Genomic DNA, 17,248 nt, shown 5'->3' with positions numbered 1-17,248 from the left:
GCGCCATCTTTTGACTTAGTCGGTCGGGTAAGCGAAGCGCCACCCGACAAAAAAAGACGTACAGAAGTGAATTCGCGTTTTCTGGAGTGCCTATGCAACAGTCACAGCCTTATCTCTCATTTCGCGGCATCAGCAAAACCTTCCCCGGCGTGAAAGCCCTGACCGACATCAGCTTCGACTGTTATGCCGGGCAAGTGCATGCGCTGATGGGGGAAAACGGTGCCGGGAAATCCACACTGCTGAAAATCCTCAGCGGCAATTACGCCCCAACCGGCGGCACGCTGGCATTGCGCGGCGAAGACGTGAGTTTTCCTGATACAACGGCCGCACTTGACGCTGGGGTTGCCATCATTTATCAGGAACTGCATCTGGTGCCGGAAATGACGGTGGCGGAAAACATCTATCTCGGCCAGTTGCCGCATAAAGGGGGGATCGTCAATCGCTCGCTGCTCAACTATGAAGCCGGGCTACAGCTTCAGCACCTTGGGCTGGATATCGATCCGCAAACGCCGTTGAAGTATCTCTCCATTGGGCAATGGCAGATGGTGGAAATCGCCAAAGCGCTGGCCCGTAACGCCAAAGTGATTGCGTTTGACGAACCGACCAGTTCGTTGTCGGCGCGTGAAATAGAAAATCTGTTCCGTGTCATCCGTGAACTGCGTAAAGAAGGGCGCGTCATCATTTATGTCTCGCACCGCATGGAGGAAATTTTTGCGCTTAGCGATGCGATCACTGTGTTCAAAGATGGTCGCTACGTTTGCACGTTCGACGACATGCAGCAGGTCAATCACGACCAACTGGTGCAGGCGATGGTGGGGCGTGAGATTGGCGATATTTACGGCTGGCAGCCTCGTGAATACGGGGCCGAAAGGTTACGCCTGAATAACGTCAAAGCGCCGGGCGTTCGCCAGCCTGTCAGCCTTAGCGTCAGGAGCGGTGAAATCGTCGGCCTGTTCGGTCTGGTGGGTGCAGGGCGCAGTGAATTGATGAAAGGTTTGTTCGGCGGCACAAGGATTACCGAGGGTGAAGTGTTTATCGACGGACAGCAGGTGAACATTCAGAAACCCGCACACGCCATTCGCGCAGGCATGATGCTCTGCCCGGAAGACCGCAAAGCCGACGGCATCATTCCGGTTCACTCGGTGCGAGACAACATCAACATCAGCGCTCGTCGCAAACACATTCATGCCGGGTGGCTTATCAATAAAGAGTGGGAAGCCCGTAATGCGGAGCACCACATTCAGTCGCTGAATATCAAAACGCCTGGCGCGGAACAGCTGATCATGAATCTGTCCGGCGGCAATCAGCAAAAAGCGATCCTCGGGCGCTGGTTGTCTGAGGAGATGAAAGTCATTTTGCTGGACGAACCGACGCGCGGCATTGATGTCGGCGCTAAGCACGAAATCTATAACGTCATTTATGCGCTCGCCGCGTCCGGTGTGGCGGTGTTGTTTGCCTCCAGCGATTTACCCGAAGTGCTCGGTGTGGCTGACCGCATCCTGGTGATGCGTGAAGGCGAAATCGCCGGGGAACTGATGCACCAGACCGCAAATGAACAACAGGCGTTAAGCCTGGCGATGCCGAAAACAACCCAGGCCGTCGCCTGATTGCCTGAGAAGGAGAGAACCATGTCATCTGTCACAACGCCCGGCGTACGCCGGAATTCGTTCAGTCTGGGACGCATCTGGGATCAGTACGGCATGTTGGTGGTGTTTGCCGTGTTGTTTATCGTCTGCGCCATCTTCGTGCCTAACTTTGCCAGCTTTATCAATATGAAGGGGCTTGGCCTCGCCATTTCAATGTCCGGGATGGTGGCGTGCGGCATGCTATTTTGTCTCGCTTCTGGCGATTTTGACTTGTCCGTTGCCTCGGTGATTGCCTGTGCTGGCGTGACCACGGCGGTGGTGATTAACGTCTCCGAAAGCCTGTGGTTAGGCGTTTTTGCCGGGCTGCTGCTTGGCGCGGTAAGCGGGTTAATCAACGGATTCGTCATCGCCCGTTTGAAAATTAACGCGCTCATTACTACGCTTGCGACGATGCAAATTGTGCGTGGGCTGGCGTATATCATTTCTGACGGTAAAGCGGTCGGGATTGAAGACGAGCGTTTCTTCACCCTGGGCTACGCCAACTGGCTGGGTTTGCCAGCGCCTATCTGGCTGACAGTTGGCTGTTTAATCCTCTTCGGCCTGTTGCTCAACAAAACCACTTTTGGGCGTAATACGCTGGCAATTGGTGGCAACGAAGAAGCGGCAAGACTTGCGGGGGTGCCGGTGGTGCGGACCAAAATCATTATCTTCGTGCTGTCAGGGCTGGTGTCGGCGGCGGCAGGGATAATTCTGGCTTCGCGTATGACCAGTGGCCAGCCGATGACCTCGATTGGCTATGAGCTGATTGTGATTTCGGCTTGTGTGTTGGGCGGTGTGTCGCTCAAGGGCGGCATCGGCAAGATTTCCTACGTGGTGGCGGGCATCCTGATCCTCGGCACAGTGGAAAATGCCATGAACCTGCTGAACATCTCGCCGTTCTCGCAATATGTGGTGCGTGGTTTGATATTACTCGCAGCGGTTATCTTCGACCGTTACAAACAAAAAGCGAAGCGCGTGGCCTGATTTATCCCCAACTTTTAAGTGTAATCCTAACCCAACGCCAGCGCCGAATTCCGCTGGCGTTTTCCGTTTAAAATGGCGAGCCCGGTCACACTGTCTATACTTACACTGCTAACGTTTGATTAACATTAGCCGAAATTGAGTCAATGTCAGGAGGTAGACAGGGTGACAGACCCGTTAACCGCTCCGCCGGTTTTGTGCGGAAATTACGCTTTTTTCTTTGATTTGGATGGCACGCTTGCCGAGCTGAAACCGCATCCCGATCAGGTATCCATCCCCGAACCTACTCGAACGGCGCTACACCAGTTAGCGCAGCAGCAGAGTGGGGCGCTGGCCTTGATCTCAGGGCGCTCAATGGCTGAGCTTGACGCGCTCGCCGCTCCGTACCGTTTCCCGCTAGCGGGAGTCCACGGAGCTGAACGCCGTGATATCAAGGGTCAGGATCATATTGTCACCTTGCCTGAAACGCTCGCCGGGACGCTTCATCAATGGCTGGTTGATTCGATGTCAGCCATGCCGGGCTGCGAGCTGGAGAACAAGGGCATGGCCTTTGCGCTGCATTATCGCCAGGCTCCTCAGCATCAGCAGGCTATCGAACAGCTGGCCGAACAGGCTGTTGCTCGTTTCGACGGGTTAGCCGTGCAGCCGGGTAAATGTGTGGTAGAGATAAAACCGGCCGGAATTCATAAAGGTGCAGCCATCGCCGCTTTTCTGCAAGAAGAGCCTTTCCGTGGGCGAACCCCTGTATTTGTCGGCGATGATCTGACGGACGAAGCCGGTTTTGAGGTAGTGAATCAGGCTGGCGGCGTTTCAGTTAAAGTCGGGCCAGGGGAAACGCTCGCCCACTGGCGATTAGCTCGCGTGGCGGACACCCACGCGTGGCTGCAACAACTCGTACAACAAGAGAGACCCGCGCTAACAGACAGGAGAGATGGCTATGAGTCGCTTAGTCGTAGTATCTAATCGTATTGCACCGCCGGATGATAAAAAAACCAGCGCAGGTGGGCTGGCGGTCGGTGTACTGGGAGCGCTTAAAGCCGCAGGTGGACTGTGGTTTGGCTGGAGCGGTGAGATTGGCGATCAAGACAAGCCGTTAAAGAAGGTGACGAAAGGCAACATCACCTGGGCTTCGTTTAACCTGGAAGAGAAAGATCACGATCTCTACTACAACCAGTTCTCCAATGCCGTATTGTGGCCTGCGTTTCACTATCGTCTGGATCTGGTGAACTTCCAGCGTGAAGCGTGGGAAGGGTATTTGCGCGTCAACGCAACCCTTGCAGAAAAACTGCTTCCACTTGTGAAACCCGACGACACGCTTTGGGTGCATGACTACCATTTGCTGCCGTTCGCCAGTGAACTGCGCAAACGCGACGTCAATAACCGCATCGGCTTCTTTTTACATATTCCTTTTCCAACGCCGGAAGTGTTTAACGCATTGCCGACGCATGCTGAACTGCTGGAACAGCTTTGCGATTACGACCTGCTGGGCTTCCAGACCGAGAACGACAGGCTGGCTTTTCTTGATTGCGTGTCCAGCCAGACGCGCCTGACCAGCCGTGGCAGCAAAACGCATAATGCGTGGGGAAGAACGTTCCGCACAGCCGTTTATCCTATTGGCATCGATCCGGACGAAATCGCCCGTCAGGCTGAAGGGCCGCTGCCGCCAAAATTGGCGCAGTTGAAAGCCGAGCTGAAAAGCGTGCAGAACATCTTCTCCGTGGAACGTCTGGACTACTCGAAAGGGCTGCCGGAGCGCTTCCAGGCTTATGAGGCGCTGCTGGAGAAGTACCCACAGCACCACGGCAAAATTCGCTATACCCAGATTGCGCCGACCTCGCGCGGGGATGTGCAGGCCTATCAGGACATCCGTCATCAGCTGGAAAACGCCGCAGGCAGGATTAACGGCCAATATGGCCAGCTTGGCTGGACACCGCTGTATTACCTCAATCAGCACTTTGACCGAAAGCTGCTGATGAAAGTGTTCCGTTACTCTGATGTGGGTCTGGTGACACCGTTGCGAGACGGGATGAATCTGGTGGCGAAAGAATATGTCGCTGCACAAGATCCGGCAAATCCTGGCGTGCTGGTGTTGTCGCAATTTGCCGGCGCAGCTAATGAACTCACGTCAGCATTGATAGTTAATCCGTATGACCGCGATGAAGTCGCCGCCGCGCTGGACAGGGCGCTAACCATGCCTCTGACCGAGCGGATATCGCGCCATGCGGAGATGCTGGAGGTGATTAAACAGAATGATATCTATCACTGGCAGGCGCGGTTTATTGACGATCTAAAGCAGATAACGCCGCGCAGTGAGGAGAGTCGAATGCAGAATAAAGTCGCGGCTTTTCCAAAACTGGCGTGATAAACAAGAAGTGCGCCCGGTGAGGGATGCCGGGCACTTTTTCAGTCGGTCACTCGTTTTCGAGTGTAACCAGCAGAACATCCACTCCGCTGTTACCCACCACATTTTTCGCCGCACAGGTTGCGCGTGAAAAAAAGCTTTGATTGTGATTCCCGCAGATAACCAGGTCGACCTGCTGCTTCTGGCAGAACTCTTTGATGTGCTCGCTTAATTCGCCACAGGCGATGCGTGTGTGGGTGACGGGGTAATCGGCGTGCGCGATTAAGTCATTGAGGAACTGACGGGTTTCTTCCTGCATCACTTCGCGCAGGTTTTCGAGCATCGGCGCAGCAAACTGATTGTACATTTCCGGGTCAGCGGCAGAGGTGATGAGGCTGATGCGCGCATTGATAGGGCGCGCAATCGACACGGCCTTACTGACGAGCTTTCGACTTTCCGGTGTCGGTGCAACAGCAACCAGCAAATGTGAGTAGGTCATCCTGCCTCCTTCCTGTTCGACGAAAAAACGCCCATGACCTGGTATTACTCCGTTTCTGCATCGGCTGCAAGAGGGGCCATCAGCAGGAAATGTGAGTTGCTTCGAATATTCATTAATTATTCTTATGTGAAGAATATCCCTTGACAGCCCGTTTTACTGAATTTTTACGCACTTATCTTAAATTGAAAAATTAAATAATAATTTTGCAACCTATTTCACATTAAAACTAACAAAATTGAAATTATTACTCTGCGTAATCATCATGAAAAACTGAATGGATAACTGTCTGTTTTACAAGGCTTACTTTTTATTACTCTTCAGGTGTTCTGAACGTTTTTATATCGCGCACGGGCAAGTTGTTTTTCCTGTTTAAAAAAGAAGCAACAAAATGTGTTCAGGGTGTTTATTCAAAAACCAGGAATAGAAAAGCGGTGCGATTGAATAAAAAAACAACAACTCACAATTGTAACTGATGGATTTAGTGTTATCATTCACCTAAATTATGTGACATCTATCACATAATTTTCAAATTTACGCTAAAGCCACGTTGTATGTGTCAGAACTGGCGAGTAGAGTTGCGTCGAATTAGGAAAAATCTTAGTCAATTGTAAGAATTGTTTAAAATTGCAGGGTTATCTTCACACACGTGCAGATGACCTTGCAGTGCGCAGGGAAGCTCTACCTAAGTCAACTATGCATTTGGCCGTTTCTTTTTTTTTACCGGGTTTTTTCCCGGCGACATCACGGGGTGCGGGTGTTACCGCATAAAATAATGGTTGGTTATTCGGGATGGGAAAAATGCATACATCCGAGTTGCTAAAGCATATCTATGACATTAATTTGTCCTATTTATTACTTGCACAGCGTTTGATTAGTCAGGACAAAGCCTCTGCTATGTTCCGTCTCGGCATCAACGAAGAGATGGCCACCACGCTTGGCGAACTGACACTGCCTCAAATGGTTAAATTAGCGGAGACCAACCAGTTGGTCTGTCAGTTCCGCTTCGACAGCCACCAGACGATCACCCGACTCACGCAGGAGTCGCGAGTGGACGATCTGCAGCAAATTCACACCGGTATTCTGCTCTCGACCCGCTTACTGAAGGAAGCCAGCCTCGCAGACGGTTCTGCACGGAAGAAAAGGGCCTGATCATGAGCGAAAAAAGCATTGTTCAGGAAGCCCGCGACATACAACTGGCAATGGAATTGATAACGCTGGGCGCGCGTCTGCAGATGCTCGAAAGCGAAACGCAACTCAGTCGCGGCCGCCTCATCAAGTTGTACAAAGAGCTTCGCGGCAGTCCTCCGCCGAAAGGCATGCTGCCGTTCTCCACCGACTGGTTTATGACCTGGGAACAGAACATTCACTCCTCCATGTTCTGTAATGCCTGGCAGTATCTGCTGAAAACGGGTCTGTGTACTGGCGTTGATGCGGTGATTAAAGCCTATCGTCTGTATCTCGAGCAGTGTCCGCAGCAGGAAGATGGGCCGATTCTGGCGCTGACCCGTGCGTGGACGCTGGTGCGCTTTGTCGAGAGCGGCATGCTTGAACTCAGCGGTTGCAACAGCTGTGGCGGCAATTTCATTACCCATGCTCACCAACCCGTGGGGAGCTTTGTGTGCAGTCTTTGCCAGCCGCCATCACGAGCCGTAAAAAGACGTAAACTTTCCGGCGAAGGTGCCGATATAACACCACAACTGCTGGATGAACAGATAGAACAAGCTGTTTAACCGAGATTCAGGTGTGGCAAAACACTCCAGCAGCGGACGCAGGTCCGCTGCTTTTTTTTTGCCGCCGCTTCGGTGAAATGTTCTGACGTTCGTCCCGGGCTTATCAATAGCGGAAGGATGATGTCGTGCTTATCTTATTAGGTTACCTGGTTGTTCTTGGTACAGTTTTCGGCGGTTATGCAATCACCGGCGGACACCTTGGGGCACTCTATCAGCCTGCTGAACTGATTATCATTGGCGGCGCGGGGATAGGGGCGTTTATCGTTGGTAACAACGGGAAGGCCATCAAGAGCACGTTGAAAGCGCTGCCGTTACTGTTTCGCCGTTCAAAATACACCAAATCGATGTACATGGACCTGCTGGCGCTGCTGTATCGCCTGATGGCCAAGTCACGTCAGCAAGGTATGTTCTCGCTGGAACGTGACATCGAAAACCCGACCGAAAGCGAAATCTTTGCCAGCTACCCGCGCATTCTGGCGGACAAAGTGATGCTGGAATTTATCGTCGATTATCTGCGTCTCATCATCAGCGGCAACATGAATACCTTCGAAATCGAAGCGCTGATGGACGAAGAGATTGAAACCCACGAAAGCGAATGCGAAGTGCCTGCCAACAGCCTGGCGATAGTGGGCGATTCACTGCCAGCCTTCGGGATCGTTGCGGCTGTTATGGGTGTTGTTCACGCATTAGGTTCTGCGGATCGTCCTGCAGCAGAACTGGGTGCGATGATTGCCCACGCGATGGTGGGTACGTTCCTCGGTATTCTGCTGGCTTATGGGTTTATTTCCCCGCTGGCAACCGTGCTGCGTCAAAAAAGTGCGGAAACCACCAAGATGATGCAGTGCGTCAAAATCACGCTGTTGTCGAATCTGAACGGTTACGCGCCGCCGATCGCGGTGGAATTTGGCCGTAAAACGCTTTACTCCAGCGAGCGCCCCTCGTTCATCGAACTGGAAGAGCACGTTCGTGCCGTCCGTAACCCAACCGCGCAGCAGACGACGACTGAGGACGCATGAAAAATCAGTCTCATCCAATCGTCGTCGTCAGACGGCGCAAGCATAAAAGCCATGGCGGGGGCGCTCACGGCTCGTGGAAAATTGCTTACGCCGATTTTATGACCGCGATGATGGCCTTCTTTCTGGTGATGTGGCTGATTTCTATCTCCAGCCCGAAAGAACTTATCCAGATAGCCGAGTACTTCCGCACGCCGCTGGCGACAGCCGTTACGGGGGGCTCGCGTATCTCAGAAAGCGAAAGCCCCATTCCTGGTGGAGGCGATGACTACACCCAGCGCCAGGGGGAAGTGAAAAAAGAACCGAACATCGATGAGCTGAAAAAACGCATGGACCAGAACCGCCTGAAGAAAGTGCGCGGTGACCTGGATCAGCTGATTGAATCCGACCCGAAATTAAAAGCTCTGCGTCAGTACCTGAAAATCGATCTGGTGCAGGAAGGGCTGCGTATTCAGATTATCGATAGTCAGAACCGGCCGATGTTCAAAACCGGCAGCGCGGAAGTGGAGTCGTACATGCGCGATATCCTGCGCGCCATTGCCCCGATTCTGAACGAAGTCCCGAACAAAATTAGCCTGTCCGGGCATACCGACGATTACCCGTACGCCAACGGCGACAAAGGGTACAGCAACTGGGAGCTTTCCGCCGATCGCGCCAACGCCTCGCGCCGGGAACTGGTTGCCGGTGGGCTCGATGACGGGAAAGTGATCCGCGTGGTGGGCATGGCAAACACCATGAAACTCCAGGCGCACGGCGGCGATGATGCCATCAACCGCCGGATTAGTTTGCTGGTGCTCAATCACCAGTCCGAAGCGGCGATCCTCAACGAGAACGCCGAAAGTCAGAACGAACCTTTAAGCGTATTACAGCAGCCGGGCGCACTGCCGAACCCGGTCAGTACTGGATCGCCACAATCCGATCAGAGGTGATAGCGTGAGTATGGATATCAGCGATTTTTATCAGACGTTTTTTGATGAAGCCGACGAATTGTTGGCGGATATGGAGCAGCACCTGCTGGATCTGGTACCGGAAGCCCCTGACTCAGAGCAACTGAACGCCATCTTTCGTGCCGCACACTCGATAAAAGGCGGCGCAGGCACCTTTGGCTTCAGCGTTTTGCAGGAAACCACGCACCTGATGGAAAACCTGCTGGACGAAGCACGGCGCGGTGAGATGCAGCTCAATACCGACATTATTAACCTGTTTTTGGAAACGAAAGACATTATGCAGGAACAGCTCGATGCTTATAAAAGCTCGCAGGAGCCGGATGCTGCCAGCTTTGAATACATCTGTAACGCCCTGCGCCAGCTGGCGCTGGAAGCGAAAGGCGAAGCCCTGACGCCCGCTGCGGCTGGGGCAAAACTGACGGTGGTCGAAAGCGACGAAGCGGAAGATAACGCCGTTGCAGCTGTCGCCGCAGAAGGGCAACTGCGCATCGTGCTCTCAAGGCTGAAAGCCGGTGAGCCGGACATGCTGCAGGAAGAATTGAGCAACCTGGCGCAAATCAGCCAGGTGGTGAAAACCGCCGATTCGCTGAGTGCCAACCTTGACGGTGCCGTCTCGCAGGACGATATCGTGGCGGTGCTGTGCTTTGTCATCGAAGCCGATCAAATCGCATTTGAAACCGCGTCAACGGCCGTAGCCGAAACAGCTGCCGCGCCTGCGGTGGTAGAAACACCAGCAGCACCTGTGCTCCAAGCCGTGCCAAAAGAAACCGTTGCTTCGCCACGCGTCGAACGTGAAAAGCCGGCGAAGGTGAGCGAATCCACCAGTATTCGTGTCGCCGTTGAGAAGGTCGATCAGCTGATCAACCTGGTCGGCGAACTGGTGATCACTCAGTCAATGCTGGCGCAGCGTTCAAACGAACTGGATCCGGTTGAGCACGGTGACCTGATCACCAGCATGGGCCAGCTGGAGCGTAATGCCCGCGATTTGCAGGAATCGGTGATGTCGATTCGTATGATGCCGATGGAATACGTGTTCAGCCGTTTCCCGCGTCTGGTGCGCGACCTTGCGGGCAAGCTCAACAAACAGGTGGAACTGACGCTGATGGGCAGCTCCACTGAGCTCGATAAGAGCCTGATTGAACGCATCATTGACCCGTTAACGCACCTGGTGCGTAACAGTCTCGACCACGGTATTGAGTCGCCAGAAAACCGCCTCGCCGCCGGAAAATCTGCGGTCGGCAACCTGATCCTCTCCGCTGAGCATCAGGGCGGCAATATCTGTATTGAAGTCACCGACGATGGCGCTGGCCTCAATCGCGATCGCATTCTCGCGAAGGCGATTTCGCAGGGCATGGCGGTCAACGAAAATATGACCGATGAAGAAGTCGGGATGCTGATTTTCGCGCCTGGCTTCTCTACAGCGGAACAAGTGACCGACGTTTCCGGGCGCGGTGTCGGCATGGACGTGGTGAAACGGAATATCCAGGAGATGGGCGGCCACGTCGAAATCAAATCGAAGCAGGGCGCAGGCACCACCATTCGTATTCTGCTGCCGCTGACGCTGGCGATCCTGGATGGTATGTCCGTCAAGGTAAGCGGTGAAGTGTTCATTCTGCCGCTGAATGCGGTGATGGAATCGCTGCAACCGCGCGAAGAAGATTTGCATCCTCTGGCGGGGGGCGAGCGCGTGCTGGAAGTGCGTGGCGAATACCTGCCGCTGGTGGAGCTGTGGAAAGTGTTTGATGTTCAGGGGGCGAAAACGGAAGCCACTCAGGGCATCGTGGTTATCCTGCAAAGCGCAGGTCGACGTTACGCGCTGCTGGTGGATCAACTGATTGGTCAGCATCAGGTCGTCGTCAAAAATCTGGAAAGCAACTACCGCAAAGTGCCGGGCATCTCTGCCGCGACCATCCTCGGGGATGGCAGCGTCGCGCTGATTGTCGATGTCCAGGCGTTGCAGGGTTTGAATCGTGAACAACGTGTGGCGCACACCGCCGCCTGATTGCAAGAAGAAGGGAAAAAAATGACCGGTATGACGAATGTAGCAAAACTGGCGGGCGAACCCTCGGGCCAGGAGTTTCTGGTCTTCACGTTGGGGAATGAAGAGTACGGCATTGATATCCTGAAAGTGCAGGAAATCCGTGGTTATGACCAGGTGACTCGCATCGCCAACACACCGTCATTCATTAAAGGTGTGACCAACCTGCGCGGCGTGATCGTGCCGATTGTCGACCTGCGCGTGAAGTTCAGCCAGGAAGATGTCGAATATAACGACAACACCGTGGTTATCGTGCTGAACCTCAGCCAGCGCGTAGTGGGCATTGTGGTCGACGGTGTTTCTGATGTGCTTTCACTGGCCGCCGAACAGATTCGCCCGGCACCTGAATTTGCGGTCACGCTGTCCACCGAATACCTGACCGGCCTGGGCGCGCTCGGTGAACGGATGCTGATTCTGGTGAACATCGAAAAACTGCTCAACAGCGAAGAAATGTCGCTGCTCGACAGCGCGGCTGTAAGCGCGGCGTAACTGATTTCCCCCTGTGAGTGCAGGGGGAATTTACCCTCATATTTACCCTTCCTTAATTGCTGATTAGCCCCGCTAATATCTCACCTCTGTCGTTATGTGATGAATATCACAACGAGAGCAATATATTCTTTGCAGTGTGTCATTTTATCCTGCCGCTTTGCTTTCAATTTGCTGATAAATAATCACTTTTATGTAAATAGCGAAAAAGGCTTAATTTATCGTCCTGAGTTGGTTGAATGAAATCTCCTGAACTAGATTTCAGATAAGGCACCCGTTTCGGGGCCTGATAACCTTCTGACGCAAAACAATAAAGCGCCAGGACATCTGACTCTGGAGACGACCGATGAACAGACTACGTCTTCTTATCGCGACAGGAAGTTTGCTGGCCCTGGTGTCATCAGGCGCGCAGGCGGTGACCAGCAGCGGGACGATTGCTGCGACCCTCACGCTCACTAACGGGTGTCTGATTAACGGTCAGCCGACCCAAAGTGGGATCAACTTCGGTACTCTGGATTTTGGTACTCATCCCGCGACCTTCTCACAGTTGACCACCCAGCTCACCGGTGCCAGCGGCGGCAACAGTTTTAGTGTGCAATGTACAACCAGCAGTTACACGGTACAGATAACCGGTAACGCCAACAGCACCGCGCCCGGCACGGTGATAGGCACGCCGGGCACGCCTGCTCGCTATCTGATCAACACCACTAACGCAGCGCAAGGGGTGGCGTACAGCCTTTACAGCGACAGCGGCTACAGCAATGTGGTGGCCAACGGTGCGCCACTGCCGATTGCCTCGACCACCGGGGGCGTAGATAACTACACGCTTTATGGCCGAATTCAGGGCGGCGGCAACAGCGTAACCGTGGTGCCGGGCACGTATACCGACACAATTAACGTCAGCGTCACGTACTAACACCCCTTATGACTTCGGGTGCATCAGGCTTCCTGCGGGAAGCCCGGGGCTGGCTACGCCTTTTGCTCCCCGTTGCGTTGCTGTTCAGCCCAACGGTGCAGGCGCTGACGGTCACCACCCAGTCATTCAAGGTGAATGCCACCATTACGCCCGGCTGTTCGGTGGCCACCGGCAGCGGTGGGGCGATGGGTTCGCTGAATTTTGGTAGCTACAGCGGGGTAAAAACGGGGCAGGTGAGCACCCAGTTTGTGCCGAATGCGTCGCTCTTGTTGGCTTGTACGCCCGGCGTGGCGCTGAGCATGAGCATCAACGGCGGGCAGAATTACACCACGGTTCGCAATATGCAGCGTTCAGGTGGCACGGAAAGAGTGCCGTATCGCCTGTACAGCAGCAGTTCGCTGGCGGCGAACAGTGAAATAGGCGTCAACCAGAGCGTCTCCGTGGCTTACAGCAACAGTAACAATATCGCGCTGACGATTTTTGGCGCAGCGCAACTGACCGGGTTCAGCCCGGCGGGAACCTATAGCGATCAACTCACTGTGACGTTGTCATGGTAAGACAGGGAGAAACAGCATGAATGTACGGTGGCTGCCTCAGACTTTTTTCTGCGCAATCTGTTTTGCCCCGCAGGCTCACAGCGCCGCAACGGTGCTTATCTGGCCTATCGATCCCATTCTGACAGCCGACAAAAACGCCACCGAACTGTGGATTGAAAATCAGGGAACCACCGCCACCACCATGCAGGTTCGCATCGTGCGCTGGCAGCAGGAAAGCGGCTTTGAGCGCTATCAGCAACAGCAGGACGTGGTCGCCAGCCCGCCGATCCTGAGGATTGATAAAGGTGGGAAACAGCTTATCCGCTTGATCAAGCAGGCGGCTGTGCCACAGGGCAAAGAGCAGGCCTACCGCATTATTGTTGATGAAATTCCCCAGCCGACCGACACCAGCAAGCCACAAATCGGACTGAAACTACAGATGCGCTACTCCATCCCTCTGTTCGTTTACGGGCAGGGCATGCCGGTGGTGACGGAAGGCGAAAACCATGTGCTGGTGAGCCCGAACAATCTTAGCTGGCGTGTCACTGCTCTCGACGGAAAACCCGCAATTGAAGTGCGTAATCGCGATCTTGTCCATGTCCGCCTGAGTAACGTCTCGGTTCGACAAGGCAGCAGCGAGCGGGAAGTTGCGCCGGGGTTACTCGGCTATGTGCTGCCAGGGCAAACCCGAATCTGGGCGCTCCCGGCGGGCGTGACGCACCCCACTGAGCTTAGCGCCACCGTCAATGCACAGGACGCGAAATGGCAGTCCGCCGCGGGCAACTAACGAACATTGCCATGTGCCTGCTGCTTTCCACTTCAGGGCTTTGTCATGCAGAGCCAGGGGACGATCTTCTGCCGCCGCCACCGGATGCAAACGCGATTCAGAAACAGTCGGTGTATCAGCTTGGGTTGGTTATCAACCACTACGATACGCAGAAGGTGGTGCCCGTGACTCAGCGCGACGGCCGCTGGTATATCGCCAGTGCAGATTTGCAAAGTGCAGGGCTGCCTGCGGCAAAATTGCCTGTCGGGGAAGTGGATCTTTCCTCGATTGAGGCGATGAAAACCGAGTATGACGGCAACGGGCAGCGCTTGTTGCTGACGGTGCCGTCGGACTGGTTTGCCTCCAAAGAAGCCATGTTTCAGGATGGCACCAAACGTGCCGTTCCGCAGGCAGGCAGCGGCGCGTTGTTCAACTATGATTTCTACACCAGCCAGACGGAGCACGGTGCAGGGCAGGTGGCGCTCTGGCATGAGCTTCGCTTTTTTAGTGGCAAAAATTCACTCTCTTCCACAGGCTATGTGCGCCAAAGCCTGAGCGGAGGCGAGCAGTTAGATGACGGCTACATTCGCTATGACACCACGCTGAGCTACACCGATGACGACTCGGCGACAGAATGGAATGTCGGCGACACCATCAGTGATGCGCTGAGCTGGAGCAACAGCGTTCGCGTCGGCGGGGTGCGATTCGGGCGTGATTTTTCGGTGAGGCCGGACTTAGTGACCTGGCCGCTGCCGACCTTTTCCGGCGATGCGGCAGTGCCCACATCGGTAGATTTGTTTATTGATGGCTATCGCGCGGGGTCCACGCAGCTGCAACCCGGCCCGTTCACGCTGACCAACTTGCCGTACATCAACGGTGCCGGAAACGCGGTGCTGGTGACCACCGATGCGCTCGGGCGGCAGGTCAGTACCACGCTGCCCTTTTATGTCGCCAGTGAAATGCTGAAACCGGGGCTCAGTGACGGTGCAGCAACGTTTGGCGCACTTCGTCGTAATTACGGCATCGAGAATTTTGACTATGGCCCGGCGGTGGGCAGCGGCACTTACCGCTACGGCGTCAATGACTATTTGACGCTGGAAGGACATGCGGAAGGCGCTGAGTCGCTGGCGCTTGGCGGTGCGGGGGCGCTGGTGAAGCTCGGGCAATTCGGTATCGTCAACGGCAGTTACACCCACAGCCAGATGGACGGCGAGGGCGGGCAGCAGATCAACTGGGGCTATCAATACAGCACCGGCATTTTCAGCTTTGTGACCCAGCATACTCATCGTGACAAAACCTTCGGCAACCTGGCGCTGTACGACCAGCCACGTCTGTACGATGACCAAAATAACCCCATAGCCAGCCTGAGCCAGAGCAGCGACCAGTATTCGCTGTCGCTGAACATGGGTGATTACGGCAACCTCGGGGCGGCGTGGATTGGGGTTAAGAGTTTCGACAGCCAGAAAACCGAGTTGCTGAACCTGTCGTGGAGCCGCAGCTTATGGGGTGCCAGCAGTATTTATCTTGCCGCCAGCCGCGATCAGCAACGCGGTGACTGGACGGTGGCGCTGTCGCTGCAAATCCCGATTGGCGATCGCGACAGCGTGGCGGTCACCACCGAAAATACGCCGGATCTGGGCAGCACTCAGCGTATTAACTACAACCACACCATGCCGTCCGACGGCGGTTTCAGCTGGAATATGGCGTGGGCACGTCAGTCGCAGAGCAGCAACTACCAGCAGGCCACGCTCGGCTGGCGTAATAACAATATCGAATTGCAGGGCGGTGGCTATGGCGAACAGGATGCGATGACCTGGTGGGGAGAAGCGATGGGCTCGCTGGTGTTAATGGACGGGCAACTTTTTGCGGCCAACAAAATCAACGATGCTTTTGTGGTGGTCAGCACCGACGGGCAGCCTGAAGTGCCGGTCAGCTATGAACACCAGCCTATTGGCAGCACCAATGACAAAGGCTATTTGCTGATAAGCGGGGTATCGGCCTGGTATCCGGCCAATTACAGTATCAATGCGCTGGATTTGCCTGCCGATACTCAGCTTAAACAGACCGAACAGCGGGTGGCGTTACGGCGTAACAGCGGCTATCTGATTGAATTTCCGATGGAACAGGAGCGCGTTGCCAGCGTAGTCCTGCATGATGAACAAGACAAACCGTTGCCAGTGGCAAGCGTGGTGTCTCGTCAAGGGCTGCCCGATTCACCTGTGGGTTACGACGGTATTGCGTGGCTTGAAAATCTCTCCAGTGTGAACCCGCTGACGGTTATTACCCCGGATGGAAAACGGTGCCGCACCACGCTTACGATCCGCGCCAATCCAGATCATAAGTTGCAGACTTATGGGCCGTTGCTGTGTCGGGAGGTGAAATAATGATCCGCCGTTTAGGGTTGTTGCTGGCGTTGTGGCTTGTCAGTTTGCCGTTACAGGCGGTATGTAACGTGACGATTGCTAACGGCGGGTTTGGCTCGCTCTCCTCCTTTACCGTTAATAGCACCGAGCAACAGACCTCCGTGAATCTGGTGGTCACCTGCGACGCCATTTTGAATCTGCTGACCAATGACACAGTCTCAATGAATGTGCAAAGTGCCAGTGCGACCGTCGGCACGCGTCCGGCGATGAAACGCACGGACAACTTAACGGTAACGGATGCCATTCCTGTTCGTGTGTGTGGCACGTCATCCTGTTCGAACAGCACCGAAACCCCTATCAGCCAAACCTATACCTGGAGCGGAAGTACGTTGCTGAGTTTGTTAGGTTCCAAGAGTTATACCCTGCCGGTCTATTTCCGTACGGTGGCCGGGCAGAGCGTTAGCGCCGGGTCGTATCAGGTGTCGGTCACCGTGAATGTGAGCTACAGCGTTTGTCCCACCGGTCTGGTTGGGATTTGTTTGGGCACCCCACAAACAGGTACGACGGCCGTCACCACCGTATTAACCATGACGGTGACCAATGACTGCATCACTATCAGCGCGCCGGACGTCAATTTCGGCAGCGCACCGCTGGTCAGCAATTTCCCCACCGTTTCGCAGTCCGTCGCCATTACCTGCACCAAAGGCAGCGTGTATACCGTTGGCATTAATAATGGGGTGAATGCGGGCAGCGGCTCGGTACGCAATATGGTCAGCGGCAGTAATGTGATGAGCTATGACATCTATAAAGGCAGCACGTCCGCACGTTGGGGGCCAACCGGCACCGACCGCTGGGCCAGCAGTGCTGCCAGTTCAGTCAGTGCCGACGGCACGGTCAATACTTACAACTACACAGCCAAAGTGCTGACAGGGCAGAACACCCCGCCCGCAGGGAGCTACACCGATACGCTGATTGTCGATATCGCTTTCTGATGAGAAGGTGACTTA

General features: G+C 54.6%; 16 protein-coding genes. 15 read left to right on the top strand and 1 reads right to left on the bottom strand.

The genetic code is table 11. The features are described from left to right. The first annotated feature begins 92 nt into the window (after nt 1–92). The 4 genes from araG to otsA all read left to right on the top strand — a co-directional run bounded on the left by araG (nt 93) and on the right by otsA (nt 4,968). A complete protein-coding gene (gene araG, locus ACI2I2_RS11170) occupies nt 93–1,607 on the top strand; it encodes an L-arabinose ABC transporter ATP-binding protein AraG (RefSeq protein ID WP_404657979.1) in 1,515 nt (504 codons plus the stop codon). A gap of 21 nt (nt 1,608–1,628) precedes the next feature. Next, entirely contained in the window at nt 1,629–2,609 is a 981-nt protein-coding gene (gene araH, locus ACI2I2_RS11165; protein ID WP_404657978.1) for an L-arabinose ABC transporter permease AraH, read from the top strand. Between the two features lie 162 nt (nt 2,610–2,771). Further along, a complete protein-coding gene (otsB, locus tag ACI2I2_RS11160; protein ID WP_404657977.1) occupies nt 2,772–3,569 on the top strand; it encodes a trehalose-phosphatase in 798 nt (265 codons plus the stop codon). Next, a complete protein-coding gene (gene otsA / locus ACI2I2_RS11155) occupies nt 3,544–4,968 on the top strand; it encodes an alpha,alpha-trehalose-phosphate synthase (RefSeq protein ID WP_404657976.1) in 1,425 nt (474 codons plus the stop codon). Before otsB ends, otsA begins: the two co-directional genes overlap by 26 nt. 49 nt (nt 4,969–5,017) lie before the next feature. Here otsA and uspC read toward each other — a convergent pair whose 3' ends face one another. Next, nucleotides 5,018–5,446, bottom strand: coding sequence for a universal stress protein UspC (gene uspC, locus ACI2I2_RS11150; protein WP_404657975.1), 429 nt, complete (start codon nt 5,444–5,446; stop codon nt 5,018–5,020). 798 nt (nt 5,447–6,244) lie between these two features. On the opposite strand from uspC, the gene flhD reads away from it, so the two are divergent. The 11 genes from flhD (at nt 6,245) to ACI2I2_RS11095 (ending at nt 17,233) form a co-directional block, all read left to right on the top strand. After that, entirely contained in the window at nt 6,245–6,595 is a 351-nt protein-coding gene (flhD, locus tag ACI2I2_RS11145) for a flagellar transcriptional regulator FlhD (protein ID WP_217992672.1), read from the top strand. Between the two features lie 2 nt (nt 6,596–6,597). Further along, the gene (flhC, locus tag ACI2I2_RS11140) at nt 6,598–7,176 is read left to right on the top strand and encodes a flagellar transcriptional regulator FlhC (RefSeq protein ID WP_404657974.1); all 579 of its coding nucleotides are present in this window, start codon (nt 6,598–6,600) and stop codon (nt 7,174–7,176) included. A gap of 125 nt (nt 7,177–7,301) precedes the next feature. Then, nucleotides 7,302–8,192, top strand: a complete 891-nt coding sequence (gene motA, locus ACI2I2_RS11135; protein WP_404657973.1) for a flagellar motor stator protein MotA — start codon at nt 7,302–7,304, stop codon at nt 8,190–8,192. Then, nucleotides 8,189–9,118, top strand: a complete 930-nt coding sequence (gene motB / locus ACI2I2_RS11130) for a flagellar motor protein MotB (RefSeq protein ID WP_404657972.1) — start codon at nt 8,189–8,191, stop codon at nt 9,116–9,118. The genes motA and motB overlap by 4 nt, the downstream gene beginning before the upstream one ends. A 4-nt stretch (nt 9,119–9,122) precedes the next feature. Continuing rightward, a complete protein-coding gene (gene cheA / locus ACI2I2_RS11125) occupies nt 9,123–11,138 on the top strand; it encodes a chemotaxis protein CheA (RefSeq protein ID WP_404657971.1) in 2,016 nt (671 codons plus the stop codon). Nucleotides 11,139–11,159: 21 nt separating this feature from the next. After that, nucleotides 11,160–11,663 (top strand): chemotaxis protein CheW, encoded by a 504-nt coding sequence (cheW, locus tag ACI2I2_RS11120; protein WP_404657970.1) that lies wholly within the window; start codon nt 11,160–11,162, stop codon nt 11,661–11,663. Nucleotides 11,664–12,006: 343 nt separating this feature from the next. After that, nucleotides 12,007–12,576 carry a spore coat U domain-containing protein gene (locus ACI2I2_RS11115; RefSeq protein ID WP_404657969.1) on the top strand — a complete coding sequence of 190 codons (570 nt, stop codon included), beginning with the start codon at nt 12,007–12,009 and terminating at the stop codon, nt 12,574–12,576. Between the two features lie 8 nt (nt 12,577–12,584). Then, nucleotides 12,585–13,133: a spore coat U domain-containing protein gene (locus ACI2I2_RS11110; RefSeq protein WP_404657968.1), complete on the top strand. Its 549-nt coding sequence runs from the start codon at nt 12,585–12,587 to the stop codon at nt 13,131–13,133. 16 nt (nt 13,134–13,149) lie between these two features. Then, nucleotides 13,150–13,899 carry a molecular chaperone gene (locus ACI2I2_RS11105; RefSeq protein WP_404657967.1) on the top strand — a complete coding sequence of 250 codons (750 nt, stop codon included), beginning with the start codon at nt 13,150–13,152 and terminating at the stop codon, nt 13,897–13,899. After that, on the top strand, nt 13,875–16,262 hold the full coding sequence (locus ACI2I2_RS11100; RefSeq protein WP_404657966.1) for a fimbria/pilus outer membrane usher protein: 2,388 nt from the start codon (nt 13,875–13,877) through the stop codon (nt 16,260–16,262). Before ACI2I2_RS11105 ends, ACI2I2_RS11100 begins: the two co-directional genes overlap by 25 nt. A 2-nt stretch (nt 16,263–16,264) precedes the next feature. Continuing rightward, nucleotides 16,265–17,233, top strand: a complete 969-nt coding sequence (locus ACI2I2_RS11095; RefSeq protein ID WP_404658069.1) for a spore coat protein U domain-containing protein — start codon at nt 16,265–16,267, stop codon at nt 17,231–17,233. Nucleotides 17,234–17,248 lie beyond the last annotated feature (15 nt).

Origin of the sequence: Scandinavium sp. NPDC088450, assembly GCF_044900545.1 — a bacterium.
In the GTDB taxonomy this organism is placed as follows: Bacteria; Pseudomonadota; Gammaproteobacteria; order Enterobacterales; family Enterobacteriaceae; genus Scandinavium.
The sequence above is the reverse complement of the archived record's forward strand: the minus strand, read 5'-3'. Positions and strand labels throughout refer to the sequence as shown.

What these genes read in the sequence shown, in the direction of transcription:
- cheW (WP_404657970.1), top strand. Translation starts at nt 11,160, where the DNA reads ATGACCGGTATGACGAATGTAGCAAAACTGGCGGGCGAACCCTCGGGC.
- motB (WP_404657972.1), top strand. Translation starts at nt 8,189, where the DNA reads ATGAAAAATCAGTCTCATCCAATCGTCGTCGTCAGACGGCGCAAGCAT.
- flhD (WP_217992672.1), top strand. Translation starts at nt 6,245, where the DNA reads ATGCATACATCCGAGTTGCTAAAGCATATCTATGACATTAATTTGTCC.
- araH (WP_404657978.1), top strand. Translation starts at nt 1,629, where the DNA reads ATGTCATCTGTCACAACGCCCGGCGTACGCCGGAATTCGTTCAGTCTG.
- ACI2I2_RS11115 (WP_404657969.1), top strand. Translation starts at nt 12,007, where the DNA reads ATGAACAGACTACGTCTTCTTATCGCGACAGGAAGTTTGCTGGCCCTG.
- uspC (WP_404657975.1), bottom strand. Translation starts at nt 5,446, where the DNA reads ATGACCTACTCACATTTGCTGGTTGCTGTTGCACCGACACCGGAAAGT.
- flhC (WP_404657974.1), top strand. Translation starts at nt 6,598, where the DNA reads ATGAGCGAAAAAAGCATTGTTCAGGAAGCCCGCGACATACAACTGGCA.
- otsA (WP_404657976.1), top strand. Translation starts at nt 3,544, where the DNA reads ATGAGTCGCTTAGTCGTAGTATCTAATCGTATTGCACCGCCGGATGAT.
- ACI2I2_RS11110 (WP_404657968.1), top strand. Translation starts at nt 12,585, where the DNA reads ATGACTTCGGGTGCATCAGGCTTCCTGCGGGAAGCCCGGGGCTGGCTA.
- ACI2I2_RS11105 (WP_404657967.1), top strand. Translation starts at nt 13,150, where the DNA reads ATGAATGTACGGTGGCTGCCTCAGACTTTTTTCTGCGCAATCTGTTTT.
- ACI2I2_RS11100 (WP_404657966.1), top strand. Translation starts at nt 13,875, where the DNA reads ATGGCAGTCCGCCGCGGGCAACTAACGAACATTGCCATGTGCCTGCTG.
- araG (WP_404657979.1), top strand. Translation starts at nt 93, where the DNA reads ATGCAACAGTCACAGCCTTATCTCTCATTTCGCGGCATCAGCAAAACC.